This is a genomic window from Pseudomonas sp. PMCC200344 (assembly GCF_030053095.1).
In the GTDB taxonomy this organism is placed as follows: Bacteria; Pseudomonadota; Gammaproteobacteria; order Pseudomonadales; family Pseudomonadaceae; genus Aquipseudomonas; species Aquipseudomonas svalbardensis.
Genome location: NZ_CP125618.1, coordinates 4,910,926 through 4,937,899, shown reverse-complemented (window position 1 = coordinate 4,937,899; position 26,974 = coordinate 4,910,926). Strand labels below are relative to the sequence as shown.

Sequence of the window (26,974 nt, the reverse complement as noted above, 5' to 3'; positions counted from 1 at the left end):
GGTTTGTAGAGTTTCTTAGGCTCAGCTAGGAGGTTAGGGTTCAAAGTTCTTTAAGTCAAGACTGTAATGAAGCGGGAAGTGAGGCATGGAAATTCGGACATCAAAACGTTGTAATAGATGCAACAAGGCTCGATATGCTGGTAGAGACAGCCACACATAGAATATGTGTGGCTGTTGCTTTTTATAAACCTAGCTTTTTCTTAGTTGTTGATCGTCTTTTCCTACATAAGCACATTGAACACGTCGTAATTTTCCGTCCGCCTTAAGTAGAGCGTCTCCTTTACCGTTCAAATTTTCAGCTCCTGCTTCATCTAATATTACCCTGCTTTCTGTTCCGCTTTTAACTCGCAACGCGAGCTGCGCAGGCAAGTTTGAGCGTAAGTTAGTGCTGATTACGTCTGCGCTAGGTTTTTGAGTGGCAATAATCAAGTGAATACCGGCCGCACGAGCTTTTTGAGCAAGTCGTTTGAGTTCCTGTTCAATTTCTTTTTTGTTTTGTGAATCATGTGTTAGGTCGGCATATTCATCAAGGACGATGAGCCACCAAGGCAGTCTTTCTGAAAAGGAGACTTTTGAGTTAAATTCGCCTAGACTCCTGCATCCCGATGTTCGAAACAAGGTGTAGCGCCGCTGCATTTCCTCAACAGCTTCTTTCAGTAGAACAATTGCATCTGAATCTTCCCAGCCAATTTGACCATGAAGGTAATCACACCCTTCAAAGGCACGCATTTCAGTACCTTTAGGGTCCACAAGTAGAAGTTTAAGTTCGCTAGGGTTAAAAAAATTCGTTAATCCAAATAGTATGGCATTTAATGCTTCAGATTTACCACTGCCTGTGGTTCCTGCTACAAGAAGATGCGGAGAGTTGGCCGACGAGAAATTTATACTGACGACTTCCCCTAGTTGATCTTCCCCTATAGGAGCGCTCAATGCATCTTTTTCTACTGTCCAATTTTTCCAAAGGTCAACAGCGTTAACAAAATATCGTAACTCAGCAGCTTTTGGCACATCAATAGTGACAAAGCCTTTGTCGATGTCGAAAGTTATGTTTTGCTCTTGATCTAGCTCTAGTTTTAGTTTTAATGCTTGAGATTTTTCGAAAAGCTTTTTTGGGTCTACTCCCGCTCCAGTCCTTACTTTGAAAAGAATTGAAGCCGGCCCTTCAATGTAAGGGGTTTCTGAGTGTGAAGCGGCAATGACATTTATGTTATGGGCAGAAAAACATGCCAGAATTTCGTTGTAGATGTGACGAAGAGCAGCCTCATCCATTCGCAGCCTTTTGCTAGAGGATGCTAGTTGGGGAATAGGTGCAGACTCTAATAAGATTCCAATATTCTCGGCTTCTGAATTCTGCAACATAGCTATTGTGTCGAATTTGTTTGTAGTGTCTTGACTATATATAATGGCAGGACCTTCTTCTGGTTCTAGCGAGCCAGTCGCGCCTATTTCAGGTGTGTTGAAGTTTTCAGGTCTACTAATTAATTCAAGAATAAGGCTGCGAGTTGTTTTCACAACTAGGACACCATCTCTCTCTTCTGTTGTAATATCGCCTTCAACATTTTCCCATAGGCAAGAGGAATAGAGTCCTTTTACGCTGTTAAGGCTGTACTTACCGTCACGAAACAACTGTCTAATGTCGTTCGGGATAGTGTCAGTCACTAGATTTATTTTTGAAGATGTGACGTTAACTGAACGTATAGCTTCTTTGGCAACGGACTCAATGGCTGCCATAATCCGTTCGCGCCACAAATCCCCATCAATTTTCGTGCCTCCATCCATGTTGTTTTCTAGTATGGAAGCAAAAAACTCGCAAGTTCGTTTTACCTGTACAATTCCGTGCGGATCAAACAGTTGTCGTAGTTTACCTTCTAAGATCAGTACATCAATATGAAGCGCATCAGGATCGACTCTTCTAAAGGTAATGCGTGCCATATCAGCTCTGACTTGGAATCCGCGTAGCCACTCCGAATGTTCATCAAGGCTAATCCATACAGAGATTCCGTCTTTCAGTTCTACAGGGAATAACTGTTCTGCAACTCGTCGAGCCACACTTAGGCCAAGTATCTCTTCTGTTACCCTGGCAATCCCCATCGCTTTTAGTGCTAAATGAGGAGATAGTTGACGAGTCTCTTCGTAAATGCGTTGAGCTAAATACTTTACAATGTCATTAGCTATTTCAGTGTCTTCGATGTCTGGTATTAATCTATGTAATTTTCGTGAAAGCCTTGACTCAATTAGAGTTCGTCCTGAGCGTGAGGAGACGATGATGGTATTAAGACCATTGCCGCCGATGCCTGTCTCCATGCTAAGAATATCTGGGGCGCCAGCTTCTACGGACTCGATTTGTTCGCGAGAGATGTGTCTTTCTAATGTAATAACCCAGTGGCAAGAGGTGTGTAATATTTGGAAAATACGCGCGGAGTCTTGAAAATTGACGCGAAGTTCTACGAAGTCAGTATTTTCAGGTTGGGTAGGGGAAACAGGCCTACATCTATCCGAGCGAACGACAATGGTCCCCCAGGTTTCTAAAAGCAAATCTGGGTCACGCGGGCGCATAGCAATCGAAATAGAACCACCATCATTAGACGGATCAAGACGGACAGGTCTATCAAATAAAGGGTGAAATCTACCTTTGCGTTCTATCGGAGGCTCAGTATTTGTTTGGCTCGTAATGTGCTCTTGTAAAATGTGCGTGACTAGAGCAATGTCGTATAATTGGTCGCCTAATAGTTCTGGCAGATTATCACCTAGTGTGTAATCTATAAACGCTAAATCTCTTGCTGGAAAAAATAGACCTTTATGAGATGCCCTTTCTTCCATGGGAAGCTTTTCAATATCTTTAGTTATTTGCTCCCATCGACTTCTTGGGGCTGCAACTGTTATAGATACTCTTAGGCCGGACAATGAGCCGCGTGAGATCTTGCGAACAAGTTCTGCGACCATATCGTCAGATGGAGGAAGAATAGCAAGCAGTGATAGGCCTTCTCGCTTGTATGGGTGTGCATCCAAATAAGATGTAATTCTAGATGCTATTGAATCTAGTGCCGAAGTGTCAATAGAAACGTCAGAGGTTACTTTCCTTAGTGGGGAGAAGTCTTCAAACCAAGCAAGTTCAGATCTGGCAAAGAGAATTTCGCCAGCTAGACCCGAGGTAGTAGGTGGAGACTCATGTGGAGTGAGAGCTTCCAGCCAGCTTAGATACTGTTCTCCATCCGCAGTAGCGAATTTTGCATTTCCTTGGAGGCAGGAAGTCGCGAGTCTCCTGCATTTGTCTAAGTATTCTGCAATCCATCGCAGCCGAATTGGCTGCAGTGGGAGCATAAACCGACGATCCTGCTCCTTTACTATAAGGGTATCATTTCCTAAAAATGCTTGTAGTGTAGAAGATCTACTGCCATCGGGTACATAGTCGGTACTAATGGATACTAGTATCCGCTCCCATTCGTCTAGAAAAGAATATATATGCTCTACAGCAAGGCCATCACTATTTAAGTTGGTTTGGAGGGTTTTTCTTAAGGTAAGCAGGTTGTCTAGTACCTGGTCCGTTCCGTTATGAACAGAGTTTTCTGTAGGGGCAATTTTATCTAAGGATGTTAAGCGTTGAATAAAAGGTAATACCCAGTGGCCATCTTCTTGTACTTCGTTCAGGGCTAGTTCCCCAATCGATTCCCAAATCCGGGAGTCTGGTGCCGAAACTAACAGCCACATAAATGCAAAGTATTGTATCTGTTCCGGATACCATACAGCGCCATCAAACTCTTCGAGAATTCCTCCATTACAGTCCTTGATTCTAAAGCCAATAGAAAAGGGCTCCCAGCCAATCGAATCGCGATCATCCTCAAGGTCAAGGATTTCCTCGTCTCCTTCAAGATCTGGGACTAGGTGTTGTGAAGTCAAAAAAGAAGGGAGTACTAGTTCGCATCCACCAGGTACGTCAGCCAAAGATTCCGATATGGATATAAGTGTGGGCGCAAACAGAAATGCAAAAAGCCCATATGAAGCGTTAGATGATTGTTCTTCATAGTCAGAAAATATCTCTATGATGGCGGGTTTTATTTGCTCATCTTGACTTATGAAACGTTGGTATATGCTTACTAATTCAATTGCTGGATTGAAAAAGGTCTTTTTTGCAGGGGCGGCTAGTCGTTCCACCGCTTTGCGGGTTTTAGTTGAAAGCAAGTCTGCTATTAGTTTTTGTTCTCCTGTGCCGAGTAGACCGAGAAGGCGTTCCGCATCGAGTTGTGAGCGTGCGTTGAGCCCTGGAATTACGTCGGATTGTTTTAGCGTATTTAACTGTGATGGGTGATTAGATTCAATTTCCGCATAAACCTTGTCCCCCAGCTTTAATCCTTTTGTATCCCGTTTAAATAGTTGTTCAAATATAAAGTATGGGATGGATCTCTGTGTAAGACTTTCAGGTTTGTGGATGTAGCTGATGCACAAATCTCGAAATGTTAGAAGTTCTAGTTTCGGGATTGATTCTCCGTGCTTTCCTACAAATAAAGTATTTGAAACCAGCTTTTCTAGATCTTCAGGGATGAGCTCTACACCGGCGGACGTAAGCTCTGAATGGTTAAAGTTAAGCTCAAGGCGACGTTTTATTTTTGAGTCATTATCGCCAAATCGCCATTTGATATCGGGGAAAAGATCTAAGCGCCATAGACATACCCCGACTAGTATGTCTGCAATTTCAGAGCTGATTGGTTCTTTATGGTTGTACCATTCTAAGCTGAGTTCTTTTGTGAATTTTATGAGCTTTCTAACAGGTAAAGGGGCTATGTCTGGATGGATAATATTAATTAGCTTTGTTGCGCGCTCTAGAAGCAGTGATGGAGTTGGTGTGCTTGAACTCGCAACGGTTTTCCACGAGTTACTTATAATAAGGCTAATGACCGAGCCGTGCTTTCCTGAGTACTCATCAAAGCTGTTGTCAAGAAAGTTGATATCTCGTAGCGTGAAAAGATTTTGCAAGCCTTGTTCATCGCTTTGGACGTGTGTTTCTAAATACACAAGACCATTGAGGTTGTTGTTTCGATAATAGGTTATTGAGTGCCCGTTTTTTGCTACGAATTCGCTTGGAATTGTGTTTTCGAGATCGTCGGCAACAATGAGTTGTACGTTTGTTAGGGGGGAGGTTGTTGGTTTGTCTCTCCATATTGAGATTAACGAGGTGATTTCATTCGGTTGAAGATTTTTTATGCGAAAACATTTTTGATTTGTGTCTGGATTTTTACGAAACGCTTCACTGATGATTTCAAAAACTGTAAGGGCAAGTACTTCTGTTGTCATTGCGTTATCTCCGCAGATACCATTCGAGTAGCATCGGAGTACACACGAAGCATCCCGGTTGCTTTCATTTGCTCAGCAAACTGCCTTTCGTTTTCTTCAAAAATCGTAGCGTCGAACGCATTCAACATTCCGTGTCCAGACGCACTGTTCCGACCTAATACTAACCCGCAGCGCTCCCCGAGCCATTTAGAGACAAAGTCTTCAAAAGTTTGCTCTGTCTGCGTTTCGGCAGACGCTAGTACAAGCGCCTCAACGATGTGAAGCTTTAGCGTGAAGTGTCGACGGCCTTTAGCCGCGTTGAGTAAACCGCAGGTTCCGGCAGTGTTGCTAAAAAAACCTTTTATTCTATTTATTTGCTGTTTTGATATTTCGCCGGTTTGAATTTTAGCTTCTAGGTTTGCAGCATCTTCAATATTTGAAAGTTGAACCTTTAAACACTTTTGCGATGCTCGGCGTAGTTGCGGGTGAACCCCTGCACAATCAACAATCAAACCCTGCCAACTCTTGTTTAAGTGTTCTGCTGCTCGAGTAGCTTCTAGAATCACGAGCCAGAATCCAGTCCAATTCATAACGGCCTTAACTCGTTGGACTGAGGATAAGTTATCATGACTAAGAACGTTTTTTATACCGTCTCGATACAGGTTCTCTAATTTGTCGTTCCTGATTCTAGTTTGCGGCTCTACCAAGTCTATCACTGCGTCTTTATCAATTTCGCCGTGTTTGAGTAGCGCCGCTGACAATGTTTCTAAGGGAGTGTTGGTCTCTGATGGATACAATGATCTAAATCCATCCCTTATCGAGTTTAAACGATCTTGATCTGGGTCGTGTCGTAAGACGGAAAACGCAAAAGCGCCCCCTCCCCTCAAGTAACGTCTTTCCTGATTTACTTTAATTGTTCCTTTTTCACCTTTTGCTGAACTACGACTTCGTGCATCCCAATGGACAAGAGAACGTGTGTATGGAAAAAAATGCGTACGCTCCCAGCTTTTTGTTTTTGTTATATTTGGTGCTTCTAATTCAAGACAGTGTAGGAGGTGCGCAACTGCATTTTCAGAGTGTTCATTAAGAAGAACTTTGGATTTCAGGTCAGGAGGTAGTCTGCCGGCAACAAGTCTTCTAGCGAAATCATGTGAGCGGCGTATTAGCTTAATTTCCTTTACCTCAGGCCCAGGCAAGATTTCGCCTGATCCGCAGACGATGAAGTTAATGAGCTCTAATCCGGGAAAGTGGCCAGCGCCGTCAGAGTCGAAAATCCCGCCAAATAATTCCTTGGTTATGTCAGGTCCTTTTAGATTCGGCACCTTAGACACCTCCTACTTGTATAACATCCATATCAATTGACACGTTATGCACACGTCCCTTCATAAACAGTGATATTTCACCGCCTTCGCTTTTACCGAGAGCCGCAAGTCTTCCGAGAAAGGATCTAATTCTTCGAATTTCGTGAGAATAGAATTCTTCTGACACATAACCGGATGCTGAGCGTGTTACGCATTCGAACGCAAGCAAGTCCAACGCGATATCAATTGACTGCTGCCCGCTTTCTTGAACGCGAATAACAATGGTCCTATCTATCCAATCTACAGACTCATTGAGGTTCCAGTTTTTTACATCAACGCTCCATGCTTTAGATGCTGGAAGCATTTGTAAGTGGTTTGTAGGGATGCGGCGAGCAATTATCGCCGCGTCTGCACTTGCTTTTCCGAAAGCCGGATCCACTAAGTGTAATGTTGTCTCGGACTTAGACATACGAAGGCCTTGAATCGCATGCAATCCTGAAATTATCATGTTCTTTAGTTTTACAAGCTCGGTGGGTGTAAGGCGGCCTTTTATCATTCCAAGAAATGAATCGCCATGACGAAAACCCAGTCTTGACATCAACGTCCCTTTTTCTTCCGCATCGTCAAATAGAGCTCTTCGGCGTAGCGCTCGCACGGCGATTGCTGTGGTTTCATTTTCTTTTAATTGTTCGGCTTTATTTTGAGGGTTTCCCATAAAGTCATCGATACCCTGAGACGCATCAACGATTTTGATTTTGTTGGACGATTTTAGACTGAACTGGAGGTCAAGTTCATTAATAGGAAACACTTCGCCTATGTTTAGGATTTTCTCATCAACTGCTCTTGAAGCGATTGATCCAGGATCTAGCTTCCTAAATATCGATAAAATAGGTATCCCTTTGTAAATTCGATCTGAGAATTCCGGAATAGGCGGATGAAAAAGAATGTTATAGAATGCCCAAGTATGCTGCCAGCCAGTTTTCTCAGGCTCACTTATGCATTTATTTTGTATATCCGCGCAGGTCATGCCACCGGTTATCAGGAAGGACACAAGCATCAACATTTCTCTGATAGTAATCACATGACCAAGCCGCTCGACTACTTCACATAGCTCTTCAATCTTCGATATGCGTTGTTTTGATAGCTCGTCACTTTCTGCTAACAGATATCGATTGTGTTTAATCGAGCAGTGAGTAGAAAGCGAGCATGTATTGCAAGTTATCCATCTTCTCCCGTCATTTACCCAGCTTTGAAAGGTCCTGCTTAATAAGCTATCCCCCGACTGCTCTAGTTTAGCTGCTACTGACTGATAATTAAGATTAACTATGTGTGTTTTTCCGTCAATAGAACTTAATCCTGTATTAAAGGACTGTTTGAAAAGCTCAGCGATTGCTTTGCATTCGGGATTCGAAGTTGATGAGTTTACTACGGCTCTCAATCTACCTTCATTGGCACATATTATTAATACTTCATCTGTGCGAGATGGAGCCCTTTCAATAAGGTCAACTGCAGACTCTAGATTTAACTCAGAGTAATCTTTATGTATGCGGAGCTTTATTGTGGGTAGGCCATGTTTTGACTCAATTGTATGCTGGCCATTGCATTGTGTTACCAAAATGTTTCTTGATTCTTGGCTTGAATAGCCCAAATACTCTTCGATAAGCCTGCGGCAAAGATGAGTTTTTCCATGCCCAGCGTCGCCTGTTAATACGATGCATCTTGCTCCACCATCGAGAGCTTTCTGTGTGTACTTCAGTGCTATTGTTGGTAGATCTAAAGCGTCGTCACCAGTTTGATATTCTTCGTAGATCTGATCGTGTGCGGCACTAAACGGTAAGAAACGATTCAGTCTTGCCACATGGCCGTTAATTTTTGGGGATTGATCACTAGGCATGTCGTCCCTCTGCCTCAATTCATGGTCGGCTGAATTGCCACTATTGACCATATTGAGTGACAGTACAGCAAATCGTAGGGCCTTTGGAATGGCTGTATGGCATCACCAAAAATAGCTCTCGTGTGATAAAATTCTCAACGATCAAAGGTCGCATGTAGATCTCAATTTGCAATTTTTTTTCGCATGCTCATTTGATCAAGATTGATGGAGAATTTACTTTGCGCTTGGGAGTTGCAACTGATTTTTTTCACGAGTTCTGAAAGCTTGATGCTTGCAATCTTCAGCTCACATTCCCACACGACCAAGACTTGCCATCCTGCTTTTTCAAGCTTTTCGCGTACCATCAGATCCCTATTGACATTTTTCGCCAGCTTCTCTGTCCAGAAATCGACCCTGGATTTTGGTATGGTTGAATATTTGCAGCCAGCGTGACGATGCCAGAAGCACCCATGTACAAATATACAGGTAGCAAATTTGGGCAGTACAATGTCCGGACTTCCCGGTAGATCCTTCTTATGAAGGCGGAAGCGGAAACCATTTGCGTGAAGAAATTTTCTTACCAAGATCTCCGGTTTGGTATTTTTACCCCTGATTCCTCCCATCATCCTGGATCGGGTCGCGGCATCCACCACGTCCATACCGTGCTCTCCTATTGACTGAATCTAGATATGAAAAATACTACACCTTTTCAAATAGTCGACCTTTTCGCCGGGCCTGGTGGCCTAGGTGAAGGATTCTCTTCCTTGGGAGGGGGACATACCTTTGATATTTTGGTCTCTGCAGAAATGGATCCGGCGGCGCGCGAGACCCTTCGGCTGAGAGCATTTTATCGAGCATTACGGAAGAATAATCCTGCGGCGCTGGATGATTATTACGGGTTCTGCGAATCTGGAGGTACCAAGGAACCTTGGAGCCTCAGAAGCAAGAAAGAATGGGATGATGCCGATCAGGAAGCTAGGAAAATTCGATTGGGAAGCGACGAAGGAAACACTGAGCTTGATAACATTCTAAAGGAAAAACTCGATACAACCAGACCTTGGGTGTTAATCGGAGGTCCACCGTGCCAAGCATACTCCTTAGTAGGCAGAGCCCGTAATCGTGGAAACTCCGAGTATAAAGCGGAGGAGGATCATCGCCATTTCCTCTATAAGGAATATCTAAGGATAATACAAAAACATAGGCCGGCAGTATTTGTCATGGAGAATGTAAAGGGTATACTTTCTTCGAAGGTTGGAGGAATGAATATTTTCCCTCAGATACTTCAAGACTTGGCGGACCCTGATGCAGCTCTTGGTAAGTGTGATTCTGGAAAGACAAAGTACAAAATTTACTCCTTGGCAACTGACGATTTTTTTCAAAGTGGTGATGATCCTTTAGCAATTGACTCCAAGAATTTTGTAATTCGTGCGGAGCACTATGGCGTCCCGCAGGCTAGACACAGAGTAATATTACTCGGGGTTTCTGAAGATTTTACCTTCGACTCCGAAGTTAATAGTTTGCCCAAAACTGAGCGGGCAAATATTGAGTCTGTCATCGGCCGGTTACCACCACTTAGAAGTACTTTAACCAAGCTAAAAGATACCCAAGACGGGTGGTGTAAAGAGGTCTTAGGGCATCTTGATGATTTAATTCGTGGGTTGTCGTCTTCTGGAAGAACGGATCCGCTTCTTGAAACTGCACTTAACATAACTAGAAGTTCATTTTCTGGGGGGCGTCTATCAAATGGGGCGCTCCGTCTGCGTAAAGATGGAGTCTGGAACGGGGTTGTGGCGAATCTCGAGCTGGATAGCTGGTATCAAGACCCGTGTTTAGGCGTTTGGCTTAATCATGAGGCGAGAGGGCATATGACCTCTGATTTACGCCGATATGTTTATGCAGCGGTATTTGCTTCGGCTCATAAGTGGTCTCCAAAAGGCCATAAAGAGTTCAATCTTCCAGGGTTGGCGCCAGAGCATAAAAATTGGGAAAGTGGAAAATTTTGTGATCGATTTAAAGTACAGATAAAAGGTTCGCCTTCATCGACGATAACTAGTCACATCTCGAAAGATGGGCATCACTTTATTCACTATGACCCTAACCAATGTCGAAGTCTTACGGTTAGAGAGGCTGCAAGGCTGCAAACGTTTCCCGATAATTATTTCTTTTGTGGGAATAGAACGCAGCAGTATCATCAAGTTGGAAATGCTGTTCCTCCATTGCTAGCTCATAAAATCGCAGCAGTTGTTGAAGAAATACTGGTGGGGAGGAAGAGCGCGTCAACGGTTTATAAATGGGAGCAGCTGGCTCTGGGGTAGCGCTGCTTGTTTTTTTTGCACGTGCGATTGTTGTTAAGTTAATAGTTGTGATGATTTCGCGTGGTTTGGAGGAAGAAGTTGTCACACTACTTTTTATAGTTATTTGAGCGCGTGTCTCGTTAGTATTGTTCGATAATAGCGGGTCTTTGAATTACAGTTCGGTTGTTAAAAAAAAGCCCTGAGCATGCTCAGGGCTTTCTGCTAATTTGACTCGCAAATTTCAATTCAAAACTGGCGAATCCAGCTCCGCTGGAAATCAATCCCAGCTCAACGCCCCACCAGTCTGATACTCAATAACCCGAGTCTCAAAGAAGTTCTTCTCTTTCTTCAAGTCCATAATCTCGCTCATCCAAGGGAACGGGTTAGTCGTCCCTGGATACTCTTCCTTCAAACCAATCTGGCTCAAACGACGGTTAGCGATGAACTTCAGGTAGTCCTCCATCATCGCCGCGTTCATGCCCAACACGCCGCGAGGCATGGTATCCCGCGCATATTCGATCTCAAGCTGAGTCCCCTGCAGAATCATCTGGCTCGCTTCTTCCTTCATTTCAGCGTCCCACAAGTGCGGGTTTTCGATTTTGATCTGGTTGATCACGTCGATGCCGAAGTTCAGGTGCATGGATTCGTCGCGCAGGATGTATTGGAACTGCTCGGCGACGCCGGTCATTTTGTTGCGGCGGCCCATGGAGAGGATCTGGGTGAAGCCGCAGTAGAAGAAGATGCCTTCCAGAACGCAGTAGTAGGCGATCAGGTTGCGCAGCAACTCTTTGTCGGTGTCGACGGTGCCGGTTTCGAACTTCGGATCGGAGATCGAACGGGTGTATTTCAGGCCCCAAGTGGCTTTTTTCGCGACCGATGGGATCTCGTGGTACATGTTGAAGATCTCGCCTTCATCCATGGCCAACGATTCGATGCAGTACTGGTAGGCGTGGGTGTGGATCGCCTCTTCGAACGCCTGGCGCAGGATGTACTGGCGGCATTCCGGGTTGGTGATCAGGCGGTACACGGCCAGCACCAGGTTGTTGGCAACCAGGGAGTCGGCGGTGGAGAAGAAGCCGAGGTTGCGCATGACGATGCGGCGTTCGTCGTCGGTCAGACCTTCCGGGTCTTTCCAGAGGGCGATGTCGGCGGTCATGTTGACTTCTTGCGGCATCCAGTGGTTTGCGCAGCCGTCCAGGTACTTCTGCCAGGCCCAGTCGTACTTGAACGGGACGAGTTGGTTGAGGTCGGCGCGGCAGTTGATCATGCGCTTTTCGTCGACAGCTACGCGGGCGGAGGCACCTTCGAGTTCGGCGAGGCCTTCGGCGATGTCGAGGTTGTCCAGGGCAGCTTTTGCACGGGCGATTGCGGCGGAGTCGGACGCGGTTACAGCGCGGGCTTCTTGCGCAGCGACGCCGCCAGCGGTGTCGAGGCGGTCCATGTTGGCTTCAGTGGCGTGGCCAGCGTTGGCGCCTTTTACAACGGTTTCGCCGCTGTCTTCTTTGTCGAATTCGTCCCAGCTCAGCATGACGTGTCGTCTCCTGCGTGAGGGCCAGATGCCCGTGTGAAAACTGATAGGTTGGTTTTTCACACGGCCGTACTGGCCGCATTGGATCTAAAGGAAATCGTTTTTTGCAGCAGTACAACGCAGGCAATAAACAGAATTTTGTACGGGTGTTCTGAGGCCACTGACGGGCGCAGAAAATGTGAACAGCTTCTGCGTGGGCTTCAGACTGGCGTGTTCCCTGTAAGGGAATATTGCAGGCCCGATTTACGCCGCATTATAGGGAAATTTTCGGCCGCGTGGTGCGACGAAGTGGCACTGCGAGGGGGCGGCAGGACATGTTTTTAGGTCGGAGCGAGGGTTTACAGGGCTTTGGCTGGATGTCGCGAGTGAAGATTTTTTTTCATAAATTTTGGCCAGCCATTTTTTTGTTCAAAAAACAGCCAGAAAATCGCCTTTTTCACTACATGTTGTGTTTTGAGTCACTTTTTGATGCCCCCAGACACAACTAAGCCCGACCGTAATCGGGCTATAACGTCACGCTTGATGATCAGCTGAGGCGGGCGGCACCCACGTGATCTGCACCATCGGCAGCCACTTTGGCAGCGCCGGTGCGATCAAAACCGTCAGAAGCGAGTTTGGCAGCGCCAGTGTGATCGGAGCCATCGGAGGCGAAAGACGCCGAGCCGGTATGGTCGTAACCGTCAGAAGCGAAAGCCGCTTGCGTGGTGTAAGCAGCCGAGCCAGTGCGGTCGTAGCCGTCAGCGGCGAAGGTGTTAGCGGCCAGGACGGAGAGGGTCAGGGCGAGGATCAGTTTGGTTTTCATGGTAGCGGCTCCAGGTTCGTTGGCGTTTTGTGCCTTGGGTGTGGAATTGATACTACGCCAGATAATTTGATTAAAAGGCGCAATTAAACGCTTATATCAATCGTATAAATCGATATATAAGGTTCGGCGCTTCATCTGCCTTATGTAGCGGGCGAGTGGGTCGAACCTTGGAGGGGTGAGAGCGGGTGATTAGCCGTTAGAACAGCCGTTACCCATGACGCTGTAACGAAGAATGTGGCGTTGGCCTTTGGAGTCGTCGTATTCCATTTTCGCCGGAACAACTTCACACACATTCGGGATTTCGCTCATGGAGACAACTTTGGCGATGTCCAAGTGAGTGGAGTAAGTGTATTCCTCAACGGCGGGTTGCTGCTGTGCGACATCAGTCGGGACCTCGTCTGCCATGGCGGTTGCGCACAGGCTGCTGAGGGCCAGAACTAATAAAGCTTTCATTTCAGATTTACCTTTTGGAGGTCGAATGGGGTCACGCAACCTTTTTGAGGTTGCGTGTAGAACTTAAGTACTGGTTTTGGATTAACTGCCTTCGTGGGGGCTGCAACTTGGTTAATCGCCTGGTTGGCGAGGCCGATTTTAGGCGTGGGGTTTACATTCATATAGGCGTGCTTTTGATAAACACTATTGGCAGATCCTGTAACAATCCTCGAAAAGCGACCTTTGGCTCGCTGATTAAGCCAATTTCATAAATGCCCAAAGCCCCTGAAATCACCGCTCTTGAGCGCCTTGACGAGGTATAGCCACATTTTGTAGGGGCTTGTTACTACCATCGTCGAATGGTTCTATAGGCCCGGCCCGGCTACAACTGGGTCATACAAAAACAACTATTCCACCGAGGTAACAAAGATGAGTGCGGCTTCTCTGTATCCCGTTCGTCCCGAGGTTGCGGCCAACACGCTGACTGATGAGGCGACCTACAAGGCCATGTACCAGCAGTCCGTCGTCAACCCGGACGGCTTCTGGCGCGAGCAAGCCAAGCGCCTCGACTGGATCAAGCCTTTCACCACGGTGAAACAGACTTCCTTCGACGATCACCATGTCGACATAAAATGGTTCGCCGACGGCACCCTGAACGTTTCCTACAACTGCCTCGACCGTCATCTGGCCGAGCGCGGCGATCAAATCGCGATCATTTGGGAAGGGGATGACCCTGCCGAAAGCCGCAACATCACTTACCGCGAGCTGCACGAACAAGTCTGCAAATTCGCCAACGCCCTGCGTGGCCAGGATGTGCACCGCGGCGACGTGGTGACTATCTATATGCCGATGATCCCCGAAGCCGTGGTCGCCATGCTGGCGTGTACCCGGATCGGCGCGATTCACTCGGTGGTGTTCGGTGGTTTCTCGCCGGAAGCCCTGGCCGGCCGGATCATCGACTGCAAATCCAAAGTGGTGATCACTGCTGATGAAGGCATTCGTGCCGGTAAGAAGATCCCGCTCAAGTCCAACGTCGACGACGCGCTGACCAACCCGGAAACCAGCAGCATTCAGAAAGTTATCGTGTGCAAGCGCACCGGTGGCGACATCAAGTGGAACCAGCATCGCGACATCTGGTACGAAGACCTGATGAAAGTGGCAGGCACTGTGTGCGCGCCGAAAGAAATGGGCGCTGAAGAAGCGCTGTTCATCCTTTATACCTCCGGTTCGACCGGTAAGCCGAAGGGCGTGCAACACACCACTGGCGGCTATCTGTTGTACGCGGCGATGACCCACGAGCGCGTGTTCGACTACCGTCCGGGCGAAGTCTACTGGTGCACCGCCGACGTCGGTTGGGTCACTGGCCACACCTATATTGTCTATGGCCCGTTGGCCAATGGCGCGACCACCTTGCTGTTCGAAGGCGTACCGAACTACCCGGACATCACCCGTGTGGCGAAAATCGTCGACAAGCATAAGGTCAACATTCTCTACACCGCCCCCACCGCTATCCGCGCAATGATGGCGTCCGGCAAAGCTGCCGTTGAAGGTGCCGATGGCAGCAGCCTGCGTCTATTGGGTTCGGTCGGTGAGCCGATCAACCCGGAAGCGTGGGATTGGTACTACAAGAACGTCGGTCAATCCCGTTGCCCGATCGTCGACACTTGGTGGCAGACCGAAACCGGCGCGACCCTGATGAGCCCGCTGCCGGGTGCTCACGCGCTCAAGCCGGGTTCTGCTGCACGACCATTCTTCGGCGTGGTACCCGCGTTGGTGGATAACCTGGGTAACATCATCGAAGGCGTCGCCGAGGGCAACCTAGTGATTCTCGATTCGTGGCCAGGCCAGGCGCGCACGCTGTATGGCGACCATGACCGCTTCGTCGATACCTACTTCAAGACGTTCCGCGGCATGTACTTCACCGGTGACGGTGCGCGTCGTGACGAAGACGGTTACTACTGGATCACCGGTCGCGTGGATGACGTGCTCAACGTGTCCGGTCACCGCATGGGCACCGCCGAGATCGAAAGCGCGATGGTCGCCCACCCGAAAGTCGCCGAAGCGGCCGTGGTCGGTGTGCCGCACGACATCAAAGGGCAGGGCATTTATGTCTATGTCACGTTGATCGGAGGCGAAGAGCCGAGCGAGCAACTGCGACTTGAGCTGAAAAACTGGGTCCGTAAAGAGATCGGCCCGATTGCCTCGCCGGATGTCATCCAGTGGGCGCCGGGCCTGCCGAAAACCCGTTCGGGCAAAATCATGCGCCGTATTCTGCGCAAGATTGCTACGGCCGAATACGATGGGTTGGGGGATATCTCGACCCTGGCGGATCCGGGTGTGGTGCAGCATTTGATTGATACGCACAAGACCATGAACGTCGCCTAACCCGCCGCTCCTGAGTCATCGAAGCCCCGCCGGCATTGCGCCGAGCGGGGCTTTTTACTGCCTGATGTTTTTGTGTCGGCGGTCCGGGCCTCTTCGCGAGCAAGCCCCACTCACCGCTCTCACCCTCAGTCTAATTCCTGCCCAAGACACAAGCGGGCTTGCTCGCGAAGGCGTCCTGTCAGACACCACATCAACAACGGCCAATAATTATCGGCTTCACCTGTAGGTGATTTCCCACTGTTACCCGCCACTATTCAAGTTACTGAATGTGTAACCGCGCGCACGGATGCGGGGCATTGGGAAACGCAAAGCCCCATCATCGGGCTTCTCCAGCCCCCATAAAAAATAAGACACAACGCTGCGCTTGCCGGATTAGAAGGGTTTGCCAATAATAGGCCCGCAATTTGCAGTATAAATCGGTTCACTGTCTTTTGCTCTTGCATGAATTTGCAAGGCTGTCAACGCGCCCAAGCGGCTTTCTCGGTGCTTCTGTAATTAGTTGTCGCATTGAAGAAATATCGGCTTCGGGCCTGTCGTTAGAATGCCGATCACTTGCTCGTTGTTGCTCGCGCTGAAAAAAGCGCGCGATTCCTACAACGCAGCACCGCTTTGCGGTTCCACTCATTCGCATATTGGGCTGTCGCTCACTTTGCCGTTTTAGCCCTTTACCGATGGAGTCCCAAGATGAAGAAACTCGTGCTGCTTGGCGCCCTGGCACTGTCCGTGCTGTCCCTGCCGACTTTCGCCGATGAAAAGCCTCTGAAAATTGGTATCGAAGCGGCTTACCCTCCGTTCGCTTCCAAAGCGCCGGACGGCAGCATCGTTGGTTTCGACTACGACATCGGCAACGCTCTGTGCGAAGAGATGAAGGTCAAGTGCGTTTGGGTCGAGCAAGAGTTCGACGGTCTGATCCCGGCACTCAAAGTGCGCAAGATCGACGCGATCCTGTCGTCCATGTCGATCACTGAAGACCGCAAGAAGTCCGTGGACTTCACCAACAAGTATTACAACACTCCGGCTCGCCTGGTCATGAAGGCCGGCACTCCAGTCAGCGACAGCCTGGCTGAGCTCAAGGGCAAGAACATCGGCGTGCAACGTGGTTCGATCCACGAGCGTTTCGCCCGCGAAGTGCTGGCCCCGCTGGGTGCCGAGATCAAGCCTTACGGTTCGCAGAACGAAATTTACCTCGACGTGGCCGCTGGCCGCCTCGACGGCACCGTGGCAGACGCTACGCTGCTGGATGACGGTTTCCTGAAAACCGACGCTGGCAAAGGTTTCGCCTTCGTTGGCCCGGCCTTCACCGACGTCAAATACTTCGGCGACGGCGTGGGTATCGCGGTTCGCAAGGGTGACGCGCTGAAAGACAAGATCAACACCGCGATCACCGCCATTCGCGAGAACGGCAAGTACAAGCAAATCCAGGACAAATACTTCGCCTTCGATATCTACGGCAAGTAACACGTCCCGGCGACAAGTCTGAAATGGCGCAAGCAACAGAATCTCTGAGGTTTGCGCCATTTTTTCATCCCAACTTTCGAGGACCTGAATCATGTTGAAAGGCTACGGGGCTGTCATCCTCGATGGCGCATGGCTGACGCTTCAGCTCGCCTTGTCGTCCATGGTCTTGGCCGTTGTTCTGGGTCTGATCGGCGTTGCGCTGCGTCTGTCCCCGATTCGCTGGCTGGCCTGGCTGGGCGACCTGTATTCCACGGTGATCCGCGGTATTCCCGATCTGGTGCTGATCCTGCTGATTTTCTACGGTGGTCAGGACCTGCTCAACCGCGTCGCGCCGATGCTCGGTTTTGACGACTACATCGACCTGAACCCGTTGGCCGCCGGTATCGGCACCCTGGGCTTCATCTTCGGTGCGTACCTGTCGGAAACCTTCCGTGGTGCCTTCATGGCGATCCCGAAGGGTCAGGCAGAAGCTGGCATGGCGTACGGTATGAGCAGTTTTCAGGTGTTCTTCCGGGTGTTGGTGCCGCAAATGATTCGCCTGGCAATTCCGGGTTTCACCAACAACTGGCTGGTCCTGACCAAGGCCACCGCGCTGATTTCGGTGGTAGGTCTGCAAGACATGATGTTCAAGGCCAAGCAGGCGGCAGATGCCACCCGCGAGCCTTTCACCTTCTTCCTCGCAGTGGCGGCGATGTACCTGGTAATCACCAGTGTCTCGTTGCTGGCATTGCGTCACCTTGAGAAGCGCTACTCGGTAGGCGTAAGGGCGGCTGATCTATGATCTTCGACTACAACGTCATTTGGGAGGCCCTGCCGCTGTACTTCGGCGGCCTGGTGACCACCCTGAAATTGCTCGCGCTGTCGCTGTTTTTCGGCCTGCTGGCGGCCTTGCCGCTGGGGCTGATGCGCGTCTCGAAGAATGCCGTCGTCAACATGTCGGCCTGGCTGTTCACCTACGTGATCCGCGGCACGCCGATGCTGGTGCAGCTGTTTTTGATCTACTACGGTTTGGCGCAGTTCGAAGCCGTACGTGAAAGCTTCCTCTGGCCGTGGCTGTCCAGCGCCACGTTCTGTGCTTGCCTGGCGTTCGCGATCAACACTAGTGCCTACACCGCTGAAATCATCGCCGGCAGCCTGCGGGCCACGCCGAATGGTGAGATCGAAGCGGCCAAGGCGATGGGCATGTCGCGCTACAAAATGTACAAGCGGATCCTGCTGCCGTCGGCCCTGCGCCGGGCGCTGCCGCAGTACAGCAACGAAGTGATCATGATGCTGCAGACCACCAGTCTGGCGTCCATCGTGACCTTGATCGACATCACCGGTGCCGCGCGCACGGTCAACGCTCAGTTCTACTTGCCGTTCGAGGCATACATCACGGCGGGTGTGTTCTACCTGTGCCTGACCTTCATTCTGGTGAAGCTGTTCAAACTGGCCGAGCGCCGCTGGCTGGGCTATCTGGCCCCGCGGAAGCACTGATATGGAACGCATCGATCATGCATTGCCGTGGAACCACCTGGGTAGCGAACGCCAGATTTCGGTGTTCTGTTTCGGTAATGGGGAGCGCAGTGGCGGGCGCAAGGCCTACATTCAGGCCAGCCTGCACGCCGATGAATTGCCGGGCATGCGTACGGCTTGGGAGCTGAAAAAGCGCCTGACCGAACTTGAAGCTCAAGGCTTGCTCAACGGTGTGATCGAACTGGTGCCGGTGGCCAATCCACTGGGCCTCGGCCAACTGCTTCAGGGCAATCATCAAGGGCGTTTTGAGGCGGGCAGCGGCAAGAACTTCAACCGGGATTTCGTCGAGCTGAGCGCGCCAGTGGCCGCCGAGCTGGAAGGGCACCTGGGCGATGATCCGCACGCCAATATTCAGCTGATCCGTCAGGCCATGAGCGATGTGCTCGCCGCATTGCCGCCAGCCGCTAGTCAGTTGCAAGGCATGCAACGCATTTTGCTCAGCCATGCCTGCACCGCTGACGTGGTGCTGGATCTGCATTGCGATGCCGAAGCGGCGCTGCACATGTACGCCTTGCCGCAACACTGGCCGCAATGGCGTTCGCTGGCCGCGCACCTGGACGTGAAGGTGGGTTTGTTGGCGGAAGATTCCGGCGGCAGCTCCTTTGACGAAGCCTGTTCGCTGCCGTGGTTGCGTCTGTCGCGTCTGTTTCCTGATGCGCAGATTCCCCTGGCCTGCCTGGCGACTACCATTGAATTAGGTGGTCAGGCCGATACCGGTCGCGCTGAAGCCTGCGCTTACGCTGAAGGCATTCTGGCGTTTCTGGCCGAACAAGGCCTGATCAGCGGCGAATGGCCAAAACCTGCGCAAGACGCTTGCGAAGGCATGCCGTTCGAAGGCACTGAATTACTGTTTGCGCCACACCCTGGCGTGATCAGTTTCTTGCGTAAACCCGGTGAGTGGATTGAAGCCGGCGATGAGATTTTCGAAGTGATCGATCCGTTATCGGATCGGGTCAGCACGGTGTGTGCTGGTACGTCCGGGGTGCTGTTTGCCATTGAACGGCTGCGTTATGCCCAACCCGGTTTCTGGCTGGCCAAGGTGGCGGGGCGCGAAGCGCTGCGTCACGGGCGCTTGCTCAACGACTGACTGACTGTTTTTGTGAGAACCGACCGCATGTACAAACTTGAAGTCCAAGACCTGCATAAACGCTATGGCAGTCACGAAGTGCTCAAGGGCGTGTCCCTGAAAGCGGCGGCTGGCGATGTGATCAGCATCATCGGCTCCAGTGGCTCCGGCAAAAGTACCTTCCTGCGCTGCATCAACCTGCTGGAGCAGCCGCACGCGGGCAAGATTCTGCTCAACAACGAAGAGCTGAAACTGGTCGCCAACAAGGACGGCGCGCTGAAAGCCGCCGACCCGAAACAGCTGCAACGCATGCGTTCGCGCCTGTCGATGGTGTTCCAGCATTTCAACCTGTGGTCGCACATGACCGCGCTGGAAAACATCATGGAAGCGCCGGTCCACGTGCTCGGCATGTCCAAGGCCGAAGCCCGCGAGAAGGCCGAGCACTACCTGAACAAGGTCGGTGTCGCCCATCGCAAAGACGCTTACCCGGGTCACATGTCCGGCGGCGAGCAGCAGCGTGTGGCGATTGCCCGTGCGCTGGCGATGGAGCCTGAGGTGATGCTGTTCGACGAACCGACGTCAGCGCTCGACCCGGAACTGGTCGGCGACGTGCTGAAAGTCATGCAGGCCCTGGCGCTGGAAGGCCGGACCATGGTGGTGGTGACGCACGAAATGGGCTTCGCCCGTGAAGTGTCGAACCAGCTGGTGTTCCTGCACAAAGGTGTCGTCGAAGAAAGCGGCAACCCGCGTGAGGTGCTGGTCAATCCACAGTCCGAACGTTTGCAACAATTCCTCTCGGGCAGCCTCAAGTAATCGCTCCCGTTACGCACCAAATTAGGTCATGCTGCGCACCGCGCACCAGATGGTCTAATTTGGTTGCAGCCGCTTTCGGCTTCTAACAGTGTTTTCGTTTCGGATTGCCCGCCATGACTGCCCATCGAATTGGTTTCCTGATTTGGCCCAGCACTAAAGCACTGACGCTTGCGCTGGCTGAGGAGGCCTTGCGTGTTGCCCAGCGTGTGCATCCGGACGTTGTCTACGAACTGTCGTTTTTGCAGGCCGAACCGCCGACCGAAGGCGCCTGGCAATTGCCGGGTGAGCCGTGGGCCGGGAAGCTCGAAAACTTCCAGAAATTGTTTCTGCTCGCCGATGAGCCACCGACCTCACTCGCGCCGGCACTCAGCAGTGCGCTGAAACAACTGGTGCGTGCTGGCTGTGTGATTGGCGGTTTGTCCGCCGGTGTTTACCCGCTGGCCCAACTGGGTTTGCTCGACGGTTATCGCGCTGCCGTGCATTGGCGCTGGCAGGACGATTTCACCGAACGTTTCCCGAAAGTCATCGCCACCAGTCATCTGTTCGACTGGGATCGCGATCGTCTGACCGCGTGCGGCGGCCTGTCGGTACTCGACTTGTTGCTGGCCGTGCTGGCCCGTGATCACGGCGCAGAACTGGCTGGTGCGGTGTCGGAAGAATTGGTGGTGGAGCGCATCCGCGAGGGTGGCGAGCGTCAGCGCATTCCGCTGCAGAACCGTCTCGGTTCCAGCCATCCGAAGCTCACCCAAGCGGTGTTGCTGATGGAAGCCAACATCGAAGAGCCGCTGACCACCGACGAAATCGCCCAGCATGTGTGCGTGTCCCGTCGGCAGCTGGAGCGGATCTTCAAGCAATACCTCAACCGTGTGCCGAGCCAGTACTACCTGGAACTGCGCCTGAACAAGGCCCGGCAGATGTTGATGCAAACCAGCAAGTCGATCATCCAGATCGGCCTGTCGTGTGGCTTCTCCTCGGGGCCGCATTTCTCCAGCGCCTACCGCAACTTCTTCGGTGCCACGCCGCGGGAAGATCGCAACCAGCGGCGCAGCAGCAGCCCGTTCGAATTGTCGTCGGTGCCCTCGGAGCGTGGGTGACAGAGCAACCACGCCACCTGCTGAAGGCTGATTTACTCCTCCATGTCGGAGCCTTCAGAAGTCGAGATATCCATCTCTCCTCGATTGATCAACTCGTCCACGCCAAAGTCCATGCCCGTCCGTTCGAAGTAACCGATCAGTCGTAGCAGGCTCTCCCCGGAAAACCGATTACCTCGAAAACTGATGTTTTCAGCGATTTCCACCGGTAGTTCCAGCACGTCGCTGGGGACTTCGGTGATGGCGTTGCCACTGAGGTCGGCCCAGTCCAGCTCTGTCATTTGCAGCAGGCCGTGCGGTATTTCGGTGATACCGGTGTCATTCAGCAGTACGGTAGCGAGCTCCATCATCTGACTCAGGTCAGGCGTTTGCCCCAGGGGGTTGTGGGCCAGATCGAGATAATCGAGCTGTTCCATTCCCGCCAGCGCACTTGCCGATTCCGCTGACAGTCTGACGCGGCATTCAGGGAGCGACAGCGACCGCAGTTGACCCATCTTGAACACAGCATCGGGAATGTTGCCCAGATTACAGTCGCGCAGTCTGAGGCTTTTGAGGTTGGGGAAAGACTCCAGAAAACGCCCGGCGCGGGTCACTCCGTCGGCGCTGCGTAACTCCAGCGATGTCACATGACTGAAGTCGGCGTTCAGGGTAGGCAGGTCGCCGTTGATGTAGGGATCGAAAACGAGTTCATAGGTGGGCTCCAGCGCCTCATTGAAATCATCCTGTTCGCTTTCATGCCGCCAGCACTGCTCCAGTGTCTGTTTGAACTGGTCGCGGTTCATGTGCTCGACAAGCTGTTGTTGGGCGGTGAACGGTTCGCCCGTCAACGGGTGTTGGGCCGGAAGGTCGGCGGTCCATACCGCCAGGTCGTTGCTCAGCTGTGCCAGCTCCGCTTCAAGGTTTGTCAGCTCGATCCGGCCGTCTGCCAGTGTGCCTGCCAGTTCGTATACAAATCCGCTCGCCTGTTCAACCTCCAGGTTCGGGTACAGCGCCCTGACTCGGTTGATGTCCGCCTCTGGGGCATAGACACCCAAATCGTATGAGCTGTCGAAGTAATGATGCTTGATCAGTTGCCGGGCGTTATCCGAAAGCGGGTTGTGCGTCAGGTGTATTGCTTGTTTGGTGTACACCGGGCTTTCGAATAATTGCGAAGGCAGCTCACTGATTTTGTTGTGCAGCAGCTTGGTGGTATCAAGTTTGGGGTGGCGAACTACGCTGTCAGGAATGTCGGTCAGGCCGGTACGGCTCAGGTCCAAGTGAACAAGCTCAGGCATAGATTCAACACTGGGCACCATAGTGAACGGGTTCTGGTACAGATCCAGCATGACCAGTTTGTTCAATGAAGACAGTTCCGCCCAGTTGGCTGCATCGAACCTGATTCCGCAATCGCTTAACACCAGCGCATCAAGGTCCGTCATTCGAGGAATGGCCTCGGGGAGGGACGTCAGGGAAAAGCGTTTTAAATCGAGGCGGCGCAAGCTGGTGAAGCGCTGAAGAAACTCGGGAACACCTTGCACAGCATGACTCCCTTCAAGGGACAGCAATGACACATGGGGGAAATCGGCCGTCAGCGTCGGTAGATCGCCAAGAATCGGCTCGGCAAATCTGAGTGCGTAGCGCGGTGTGTCATCCGGGCCATCGAAGTCCCGCTCTGATTGTCGGCGCCAGCTGCGCTGGATTTCCTGGGCCAGCAGCCTGCGATTGTGTTGAGCAGCCTGTCGTTCCAATTCGTTCAAGGGGGCTCGGGTTTGCGGATGAACAGTGGGCGAGTCATTTATCCAGGTGTTCAGGTCCTGATGAAGTCGCGAGAGCTCGCTGGACAGGCGTGAGAGCTCCATGCGCGCGCCATCGGGATGCGTTTGTAACTGGAGAACAACAGACTGGAGTTCCTCCTCGGAAAGGCTGGGGTAAACCTCGCGAACACGGTCGTTGAGGGATGGCGTCGGGGAGGGGCTGCGCTGGTATCCATTTGAGCCGCCAGGCAAGCGCATGGTCGTCGGATCGTAGAACGGTTTTCGATTGGGATTTTTTGCGAACAGCTTGCGTAGTGCCGGTTGGTCCAGTGCATGTTCGGTGATGCGTAGTTTGAGTGTCTGAGCATCAGTGATCGATGGGCTCAATGCATTACGCTGTGCTTGCGGCAACGCTTGAAAGAGTCCCTGATAAAAATCACCGGGCACCGATTCGCTGTCTTGATAAACCTGGTAAGTGCCGTCTTCGGCGCGCACCAGTGTTTTCAGGATTGGCGCATCGGCCTGGCCAATGCTGTCGCGCACAAGTCCGTCATGGGTGTAATCCCTCACTTCAATACGCAGTTCGGCGGGAAAGCCGGGCAGCGAACTCAGGCTATGCAAGGCCAATCGGTGGGTGTTGGTGTTGTCCAAAATGTCGGCATAAAGGCCTTCACAGGCTCGGGTTGCGCGTACGGCCTCCATGGCTTTTAGTGCTGCTTCCTTGAGCCGTTGGGGCGCGCGACCGTTGTGCAGCTGGCGTAACTCGGTCCCGGTTGCATTGCTCACCAGCTCTTGCGCGACATCGGTCGGCAATCCATGCACGTCGTCGAGCAGCCGCTGGACCTGCACGTTGTCGGTTTTCTCCTGCGCGCGATAGCGTGTCTCGAACAGCGATTTTTGATGCTTCAGGGCAAGTTCGGCCGTTTGTTTTCTGAAGGCTTGTGTTTGGGTTTCCGGTGCCGGCATTGGCGTGTCGACAGGCCAATCGTCGTAGCTGGTCAGTAATTGATGTTGCAGGATCAGATCAGCCTTGCGATAGCGCTCGGGCTGGTCGCTGCCGATCTGTTCGATAAAAGTTTCAATGTCCCGGTTGATCCTGAAGCGCTTGATCGTGTCTGTCAGCAGCGAAGGCGGACGATAATGTTCGACATGCATTTCGCGCACTACGTTGTCGTGGTAACCGCTGACCCGCAGGATCTGTTCGCGCTCGGCGTTGGTGAACGACTCGACGCTATGGCCGAGGCGGCGCATGACCTTTTCCCGGTCCCAGTTCAGCGGTTGCTCCAGCTCTGTGTGCCAGGCGCCGTGGTTGTTATGCAGCAGAGGCGGCTGATAGGCATCAGTTCGTTTCGGATGCTCAATCTGAAATGTGCCTGGCACACGGTCGGGCTTCACGGCATACAGTTTTCCCTCCAATGGCAGCAGCGTCTTGCCCTCGTTTTGATAGAGACCGAGATGATCCGGTTTTACTCCTTCCGGCAAAATGAGTGCCTGTTCGTAAGGCTTGAGATTCGGCTTCCAGTAGCGGGTTTTTCCTTTGGGCGTTGTGACGGGTTTGAGTGGGTCGACAAGCGCAATAGCTTCACGAGAGAGCAGACGGCTGAGGGTTCGGGCTGCGATGGCGCCGCCCACCGCAAATGTTCCCACCTGAACCACCGTTTCGACGAACGTCATCAGATGCCTGAACGCTTCTGTTTTCAGCCCTTCAGCCAGGTCCACTATGCCTTCGAAGGTTTCGTCGAGTAACTGGTAGGCCATGTAGCCGAGCATCAATTCGCCGAGAAACGGGACGAAAGGCAGCGCAACGAACGTCGCGATTTCAAGGATTGTCGAGGCCACTTTGCTGAAGGCATTCCACAATACCCATCGCGCGTTGCTGTCGGCAGTGGCGGTGGAGACGGCGAGCGTGCTTGCATCGTTGAGGATCTTGTTCAGCTGTCGCTGATAGAGATGGTTCCACAGGTCCGCTCTGAACGGGATCGCCGAAAACCGCAAATCAGGCTTGTCGATGGGCGTTTCGCGCCAGCTCGGCAGTGGGTCGCCATGTCGGTGTTGATGCCAGGTCACGCGCTGGAGGCGACGATTGAGGTCAGCGAAAAAATGTCCTCTTTCCTTGTGGTCGACGAAGCGACTGAAGAACGTTTGATAAGCGGGCGAGCGCAGTTTGCGGGTCAGCTCGGCCATGAACGCCAATGTGTTCGGGTATTCCTTGAGAGGATGCTCTGGATCATCGGGAATGTAAGCAATGATCCGTGTTGCCGTGCGTGCGCGCTCCAGGCTCGCCGCGAAAATAACAATGCCGGTCAGCGAGGAGGACATCATTGTCAGGTCGTGACCCTGCAGCGGCTGCCCATCCAGTCGAGCACCCCAACGCCCTTCCAGAATGCGCTGGATCGAGAGATGGGCATCCGCTGAAATATCCTTTCGGACTTGCGCCATCTGCAGCGCAGATTGGAGTGCTGTTTTGTGCGAGGCGATCGCCTTCGGTTTCAACACCGCACTGGCCACCGGGTTGGACAGCCCCAGATTGTCTTTGAGGTAAGCGTTGTACCGGGTGCCGATATCCAGTTCCCGGCATAACCGGACAAAGGCCGGGATGGTGAGCTTTTGCTTGACCGCCGGCAGCGTATCGAACTGCCCTGTGGGCGAAGGTTTGGTGATGAACGTCGAGGCTGACTCGTAAGCCCCTGCCGCTGTTTCCGATTCCTGAAAGTTATGCAGGACGGCGTCGAGCATCGACACGGTCCAGGTGCGCGCGGCGCCAGTCTTGATTCCGAAAAGCGGCACGGTTTGAGGGATGTACAGGCGCAGGAAGGTGGTTTTGACGTCCAGATCCAGGTTGAACCGGGTTTTCAGGGCGTCGCTCAGCAGCGGTTCGGCAAAGGCTTGCGCGCTTCGCAGCTTCGACAGCATTGAGTCCAGACGATTTCGATGGGTCCAGTGTTCCTGACTGATCTTTTTCAGCGACTGGTGCTGCTGCGGTGTTGCGGTGCCATGCCAGTCCGGCGTCATAAGCGTGGCGTTCTTGAGAGCTCGGTGTGTACTGGACGATGCTTCTAATACCCAGACGGGCAGATTGTTGAACAGATGATGGTAGTGATCGTCCGGTTGCGTAGCGGATTGACTGCCTCCAGTAGTGGAAAGGCGATCGTTCTCGTATCTGCTCATGCGCTATTCCCTTAGCGTTTTGAATGAGCCGCCAGCAAAACAGACGATGATCGGTTCCGTGCGGTACATATTTACCGCACCGCTCGACAACCCTGCCTATAACCTGTGTCGGCAGTTTAAACTGCGCCTTTGCGACGCTATATGTCGCATTGCCGTAAACCCGGCTGAAACCGGGGTTTGCGCTATAAGAAGTTGTCGCTTGGCGGCAAGGCCGGGCTGAAAACTGTCCTTACAATCCCCCCATCGC

General features: G+C 51.7%; 16 protein-coding genes. 8 read left to right on the top strand and 8 right to left on the bottom strand.

From position 1 onward, the window contains the following. Positions 1–189: 189 nt before the first annotated feature. From QFW87_RS22595 to vsr, 4 genes are all read right to left on the bottom strand, one after another. The gene (locus QFW87_RS22595) at positions 190–5,289 is read right to left on the bottom strand and encodes an FtsK/SpoIIIE domain-containing protein (RefSeq protein ID WP_283188918.1); all 5,100 of its coding nucleotides are present in this window, start codon (positions 5,287–5,289) and stop codon (positions 190–192) included. Beyond that, positions 5,286–6,590: a hypothetical protein gene (locus tag QFW87_RS22590; RefSeq protein WP_283188917.1), complete on the bottom strand. Its 1,305-nt coding sequence runs from the start codon at positions 6,588–6,590 to the stop codon at positions 5,286–5,288. Before QFW87_RS22590 ends, QFW87_RS22595 begins: the two co-directional genes overlap by 4 nt. Before the next feature lies 1 nt (position 6,591). Beyond that, positions 6,592–8,463 (bottom strand): ATP-binding protein, encoded by a 1,872-nt coding sequence (locus QFW87_RS22585; protein WP_283188916.1) that lies wholly within the window; start codon positions 8,461–8,463, stop codon positions 6,592–6,594. Positions 8,464–8,624: 161 nt separating this feature from the next. Beyond that, complete coding sequence (gene vsr / locus QFW87_RS22580; protein ID WP_283188915.1) at positions 8,625–9,101, bottom strand: DNA mismatch endonuclease Vsr; 477 nt, start codon at positions 9,099–9,101, stop codon at positions 8,625–8,627. Between the two features lie 30 nt (positions 9,102–9,131). Between vsr and QFW87_RS22575 the strand changes: the two genes are divergently transcribed. After that, positions 9,132–10,757: a DNA cytosine methyltransferase gene (locus tag QFW87_RS22575; protein WP_283188914.1), complete on the top strand. Its 1,626-nt coding sequence runs from the start codon at positions 9,132–9,134 to the stop codon at positions 10,755–10,757. Between the two features lie 256 nt (positions 10,758–11,013). Here the strand turns inward: QFW87_RS22575 and QFW87_RS22570 are convergent, their stop codons facing one another. The 3 genes from QFW87_RS22570 to QFW87_RS22560 form a co-directional block, all read right to left on the bottom strand. After that, on the bottom strand, positions 11,014–12,264 hold the full coding sequence (locus QFW87_RS22570; RefSeq protein WP_150657174.1) for a ribonucleotide-diphosphate reductase subunit beta: 1,251 nt from the start codon (positions 12,262–12,264) through the stop codon (positions 11,014–11,016). 526 nt (positions 12,265–12,790) lie between these two features. Further along, a complete protein-coding gene (locus tag QFW87_RS22565; protein WP_283188913.1) occupies positions 12,791–13,066 on the bottom strand; it encodes a hypothetical protein in 276 nt (91 codons plus the stop codon). Between the two features lie 189 nt (positions 13,067–13,255). Continuing rightward, complete coding sequence (locus QFW87_RS22560; RefSeq protein WP_283181350.1) at positions 13,256–13,519, bottom strand: DUF2790 domain-containing protein; 264 nt, start codon at positions 13,517–13,519, stop codon at positions 13,256–13,258. Between the two features lie 408 nt (positions 13,520–13,927). Here QFW87_RS22560 and acs point away from each other — a divergent pair, with 408 nt between their 5' ends. The 7 genes from acs to argR all read left to right on the top strand — a co-directional run bounded on the left by acs (position 13,928) and on the right by argR (position 21,829). After that, positions 13,928–15,883, top strand: coding sequence for an acetate--CoA ligase (gene acs, locus QFW87_RS22555; RefSeq protein WP_283181349.1), 1,956 nt, complete (start codon positions 13,928–13,930; stop codon positions 15,881–15,883). 684 nt (positions 15,884–16,567) lie between these two features. Next, a complete protein-coding gene (locus tag QFW87_RS22550) occupies positions 16,568–17,341 on the top strand; it encodes an ABC transporter substrate-binding protein (RefSeq protein WP_008154331.1) in 774 nt (257 codons plus the stop codon). Between the two features lie 91 nt (positions 17,342–17,432). Next, positions 17,433–18,122: an ABC transporter permease gene (locus tag QFW87_RS22545; protein ID WP_282375564.1), complete on the top strand. Its 690-nt coding sequence runs from the start codon at positions 17,433–17,435 to the stop codon at positions 18,120–18,122. Continuing rightward, positions 18,119–18,817 (top strand): ABC transporter permease, encoded by a 699-nt coding sequence (locus tag QFW87_RS22540; protein WP_283181347.1) that lies wholly within the window; start codon positions 18,119–18,121, stop codon positions 18,815–18,817. Before QFW87_RS22545 ends, QFW87_RS22540 begins: the two co-directional genes overlap by 4 nt. A gap of 1 nt (position 18,818) precedes the next feature. Then, positions 18,819–19,943: a M14 family metallopeptidase gene (locus QFW87_RS22535; protein ID WP_283188912.1), complete on the top strand. Its 1,125-nt coding sequence runs from the start codon at positions 18,819–18,821 to the stop codon at positions 19,941–19,943. A gap of 27 nt (positions 19,944–19,970) precedes the next feature. Then, positions 19,971–20,735, top strand: a complete 765-nt coding sequence (locus tag QFW87_RS22530) for an ATP-binding cassette domain-containing protein (RefSeq protein WP_008154324.1) — start codon at positions 19,971–19,973, stop codon at positions 20,733–20,735. Between the two features lie 113 nt (positions 20,736–20,848). After that, positions 20,849–21,829, top strand: coding sequence for a transcriptional regulator ArgR (argR, locus tag QFW87_RS22525; RefSeq protein ID WP_283181345.1), 981 nt, complete (start codon positions 20,849–20,851; stop codon positions 21,827–21,829). A gap of 32 nt (positions 21,830–21,861) precedes the next feature. On the opposite strand, the gene QFW87_RS22520 is transcribed toward argR, so the two are convergent. Beyond that, positions 21,862–26,727, bottom strand: a complete 4,866-nt coding sequence (locus QFW87_RS22520) for a DUF6543 domain-containing protein (RefSeq protein ID WP_283188911.1) — start codon at positions 26,725–26,727, stop codon at positions 21,862–21,864. Positions 26,728–26,974 lie beyond the last annotated feature (247 nt).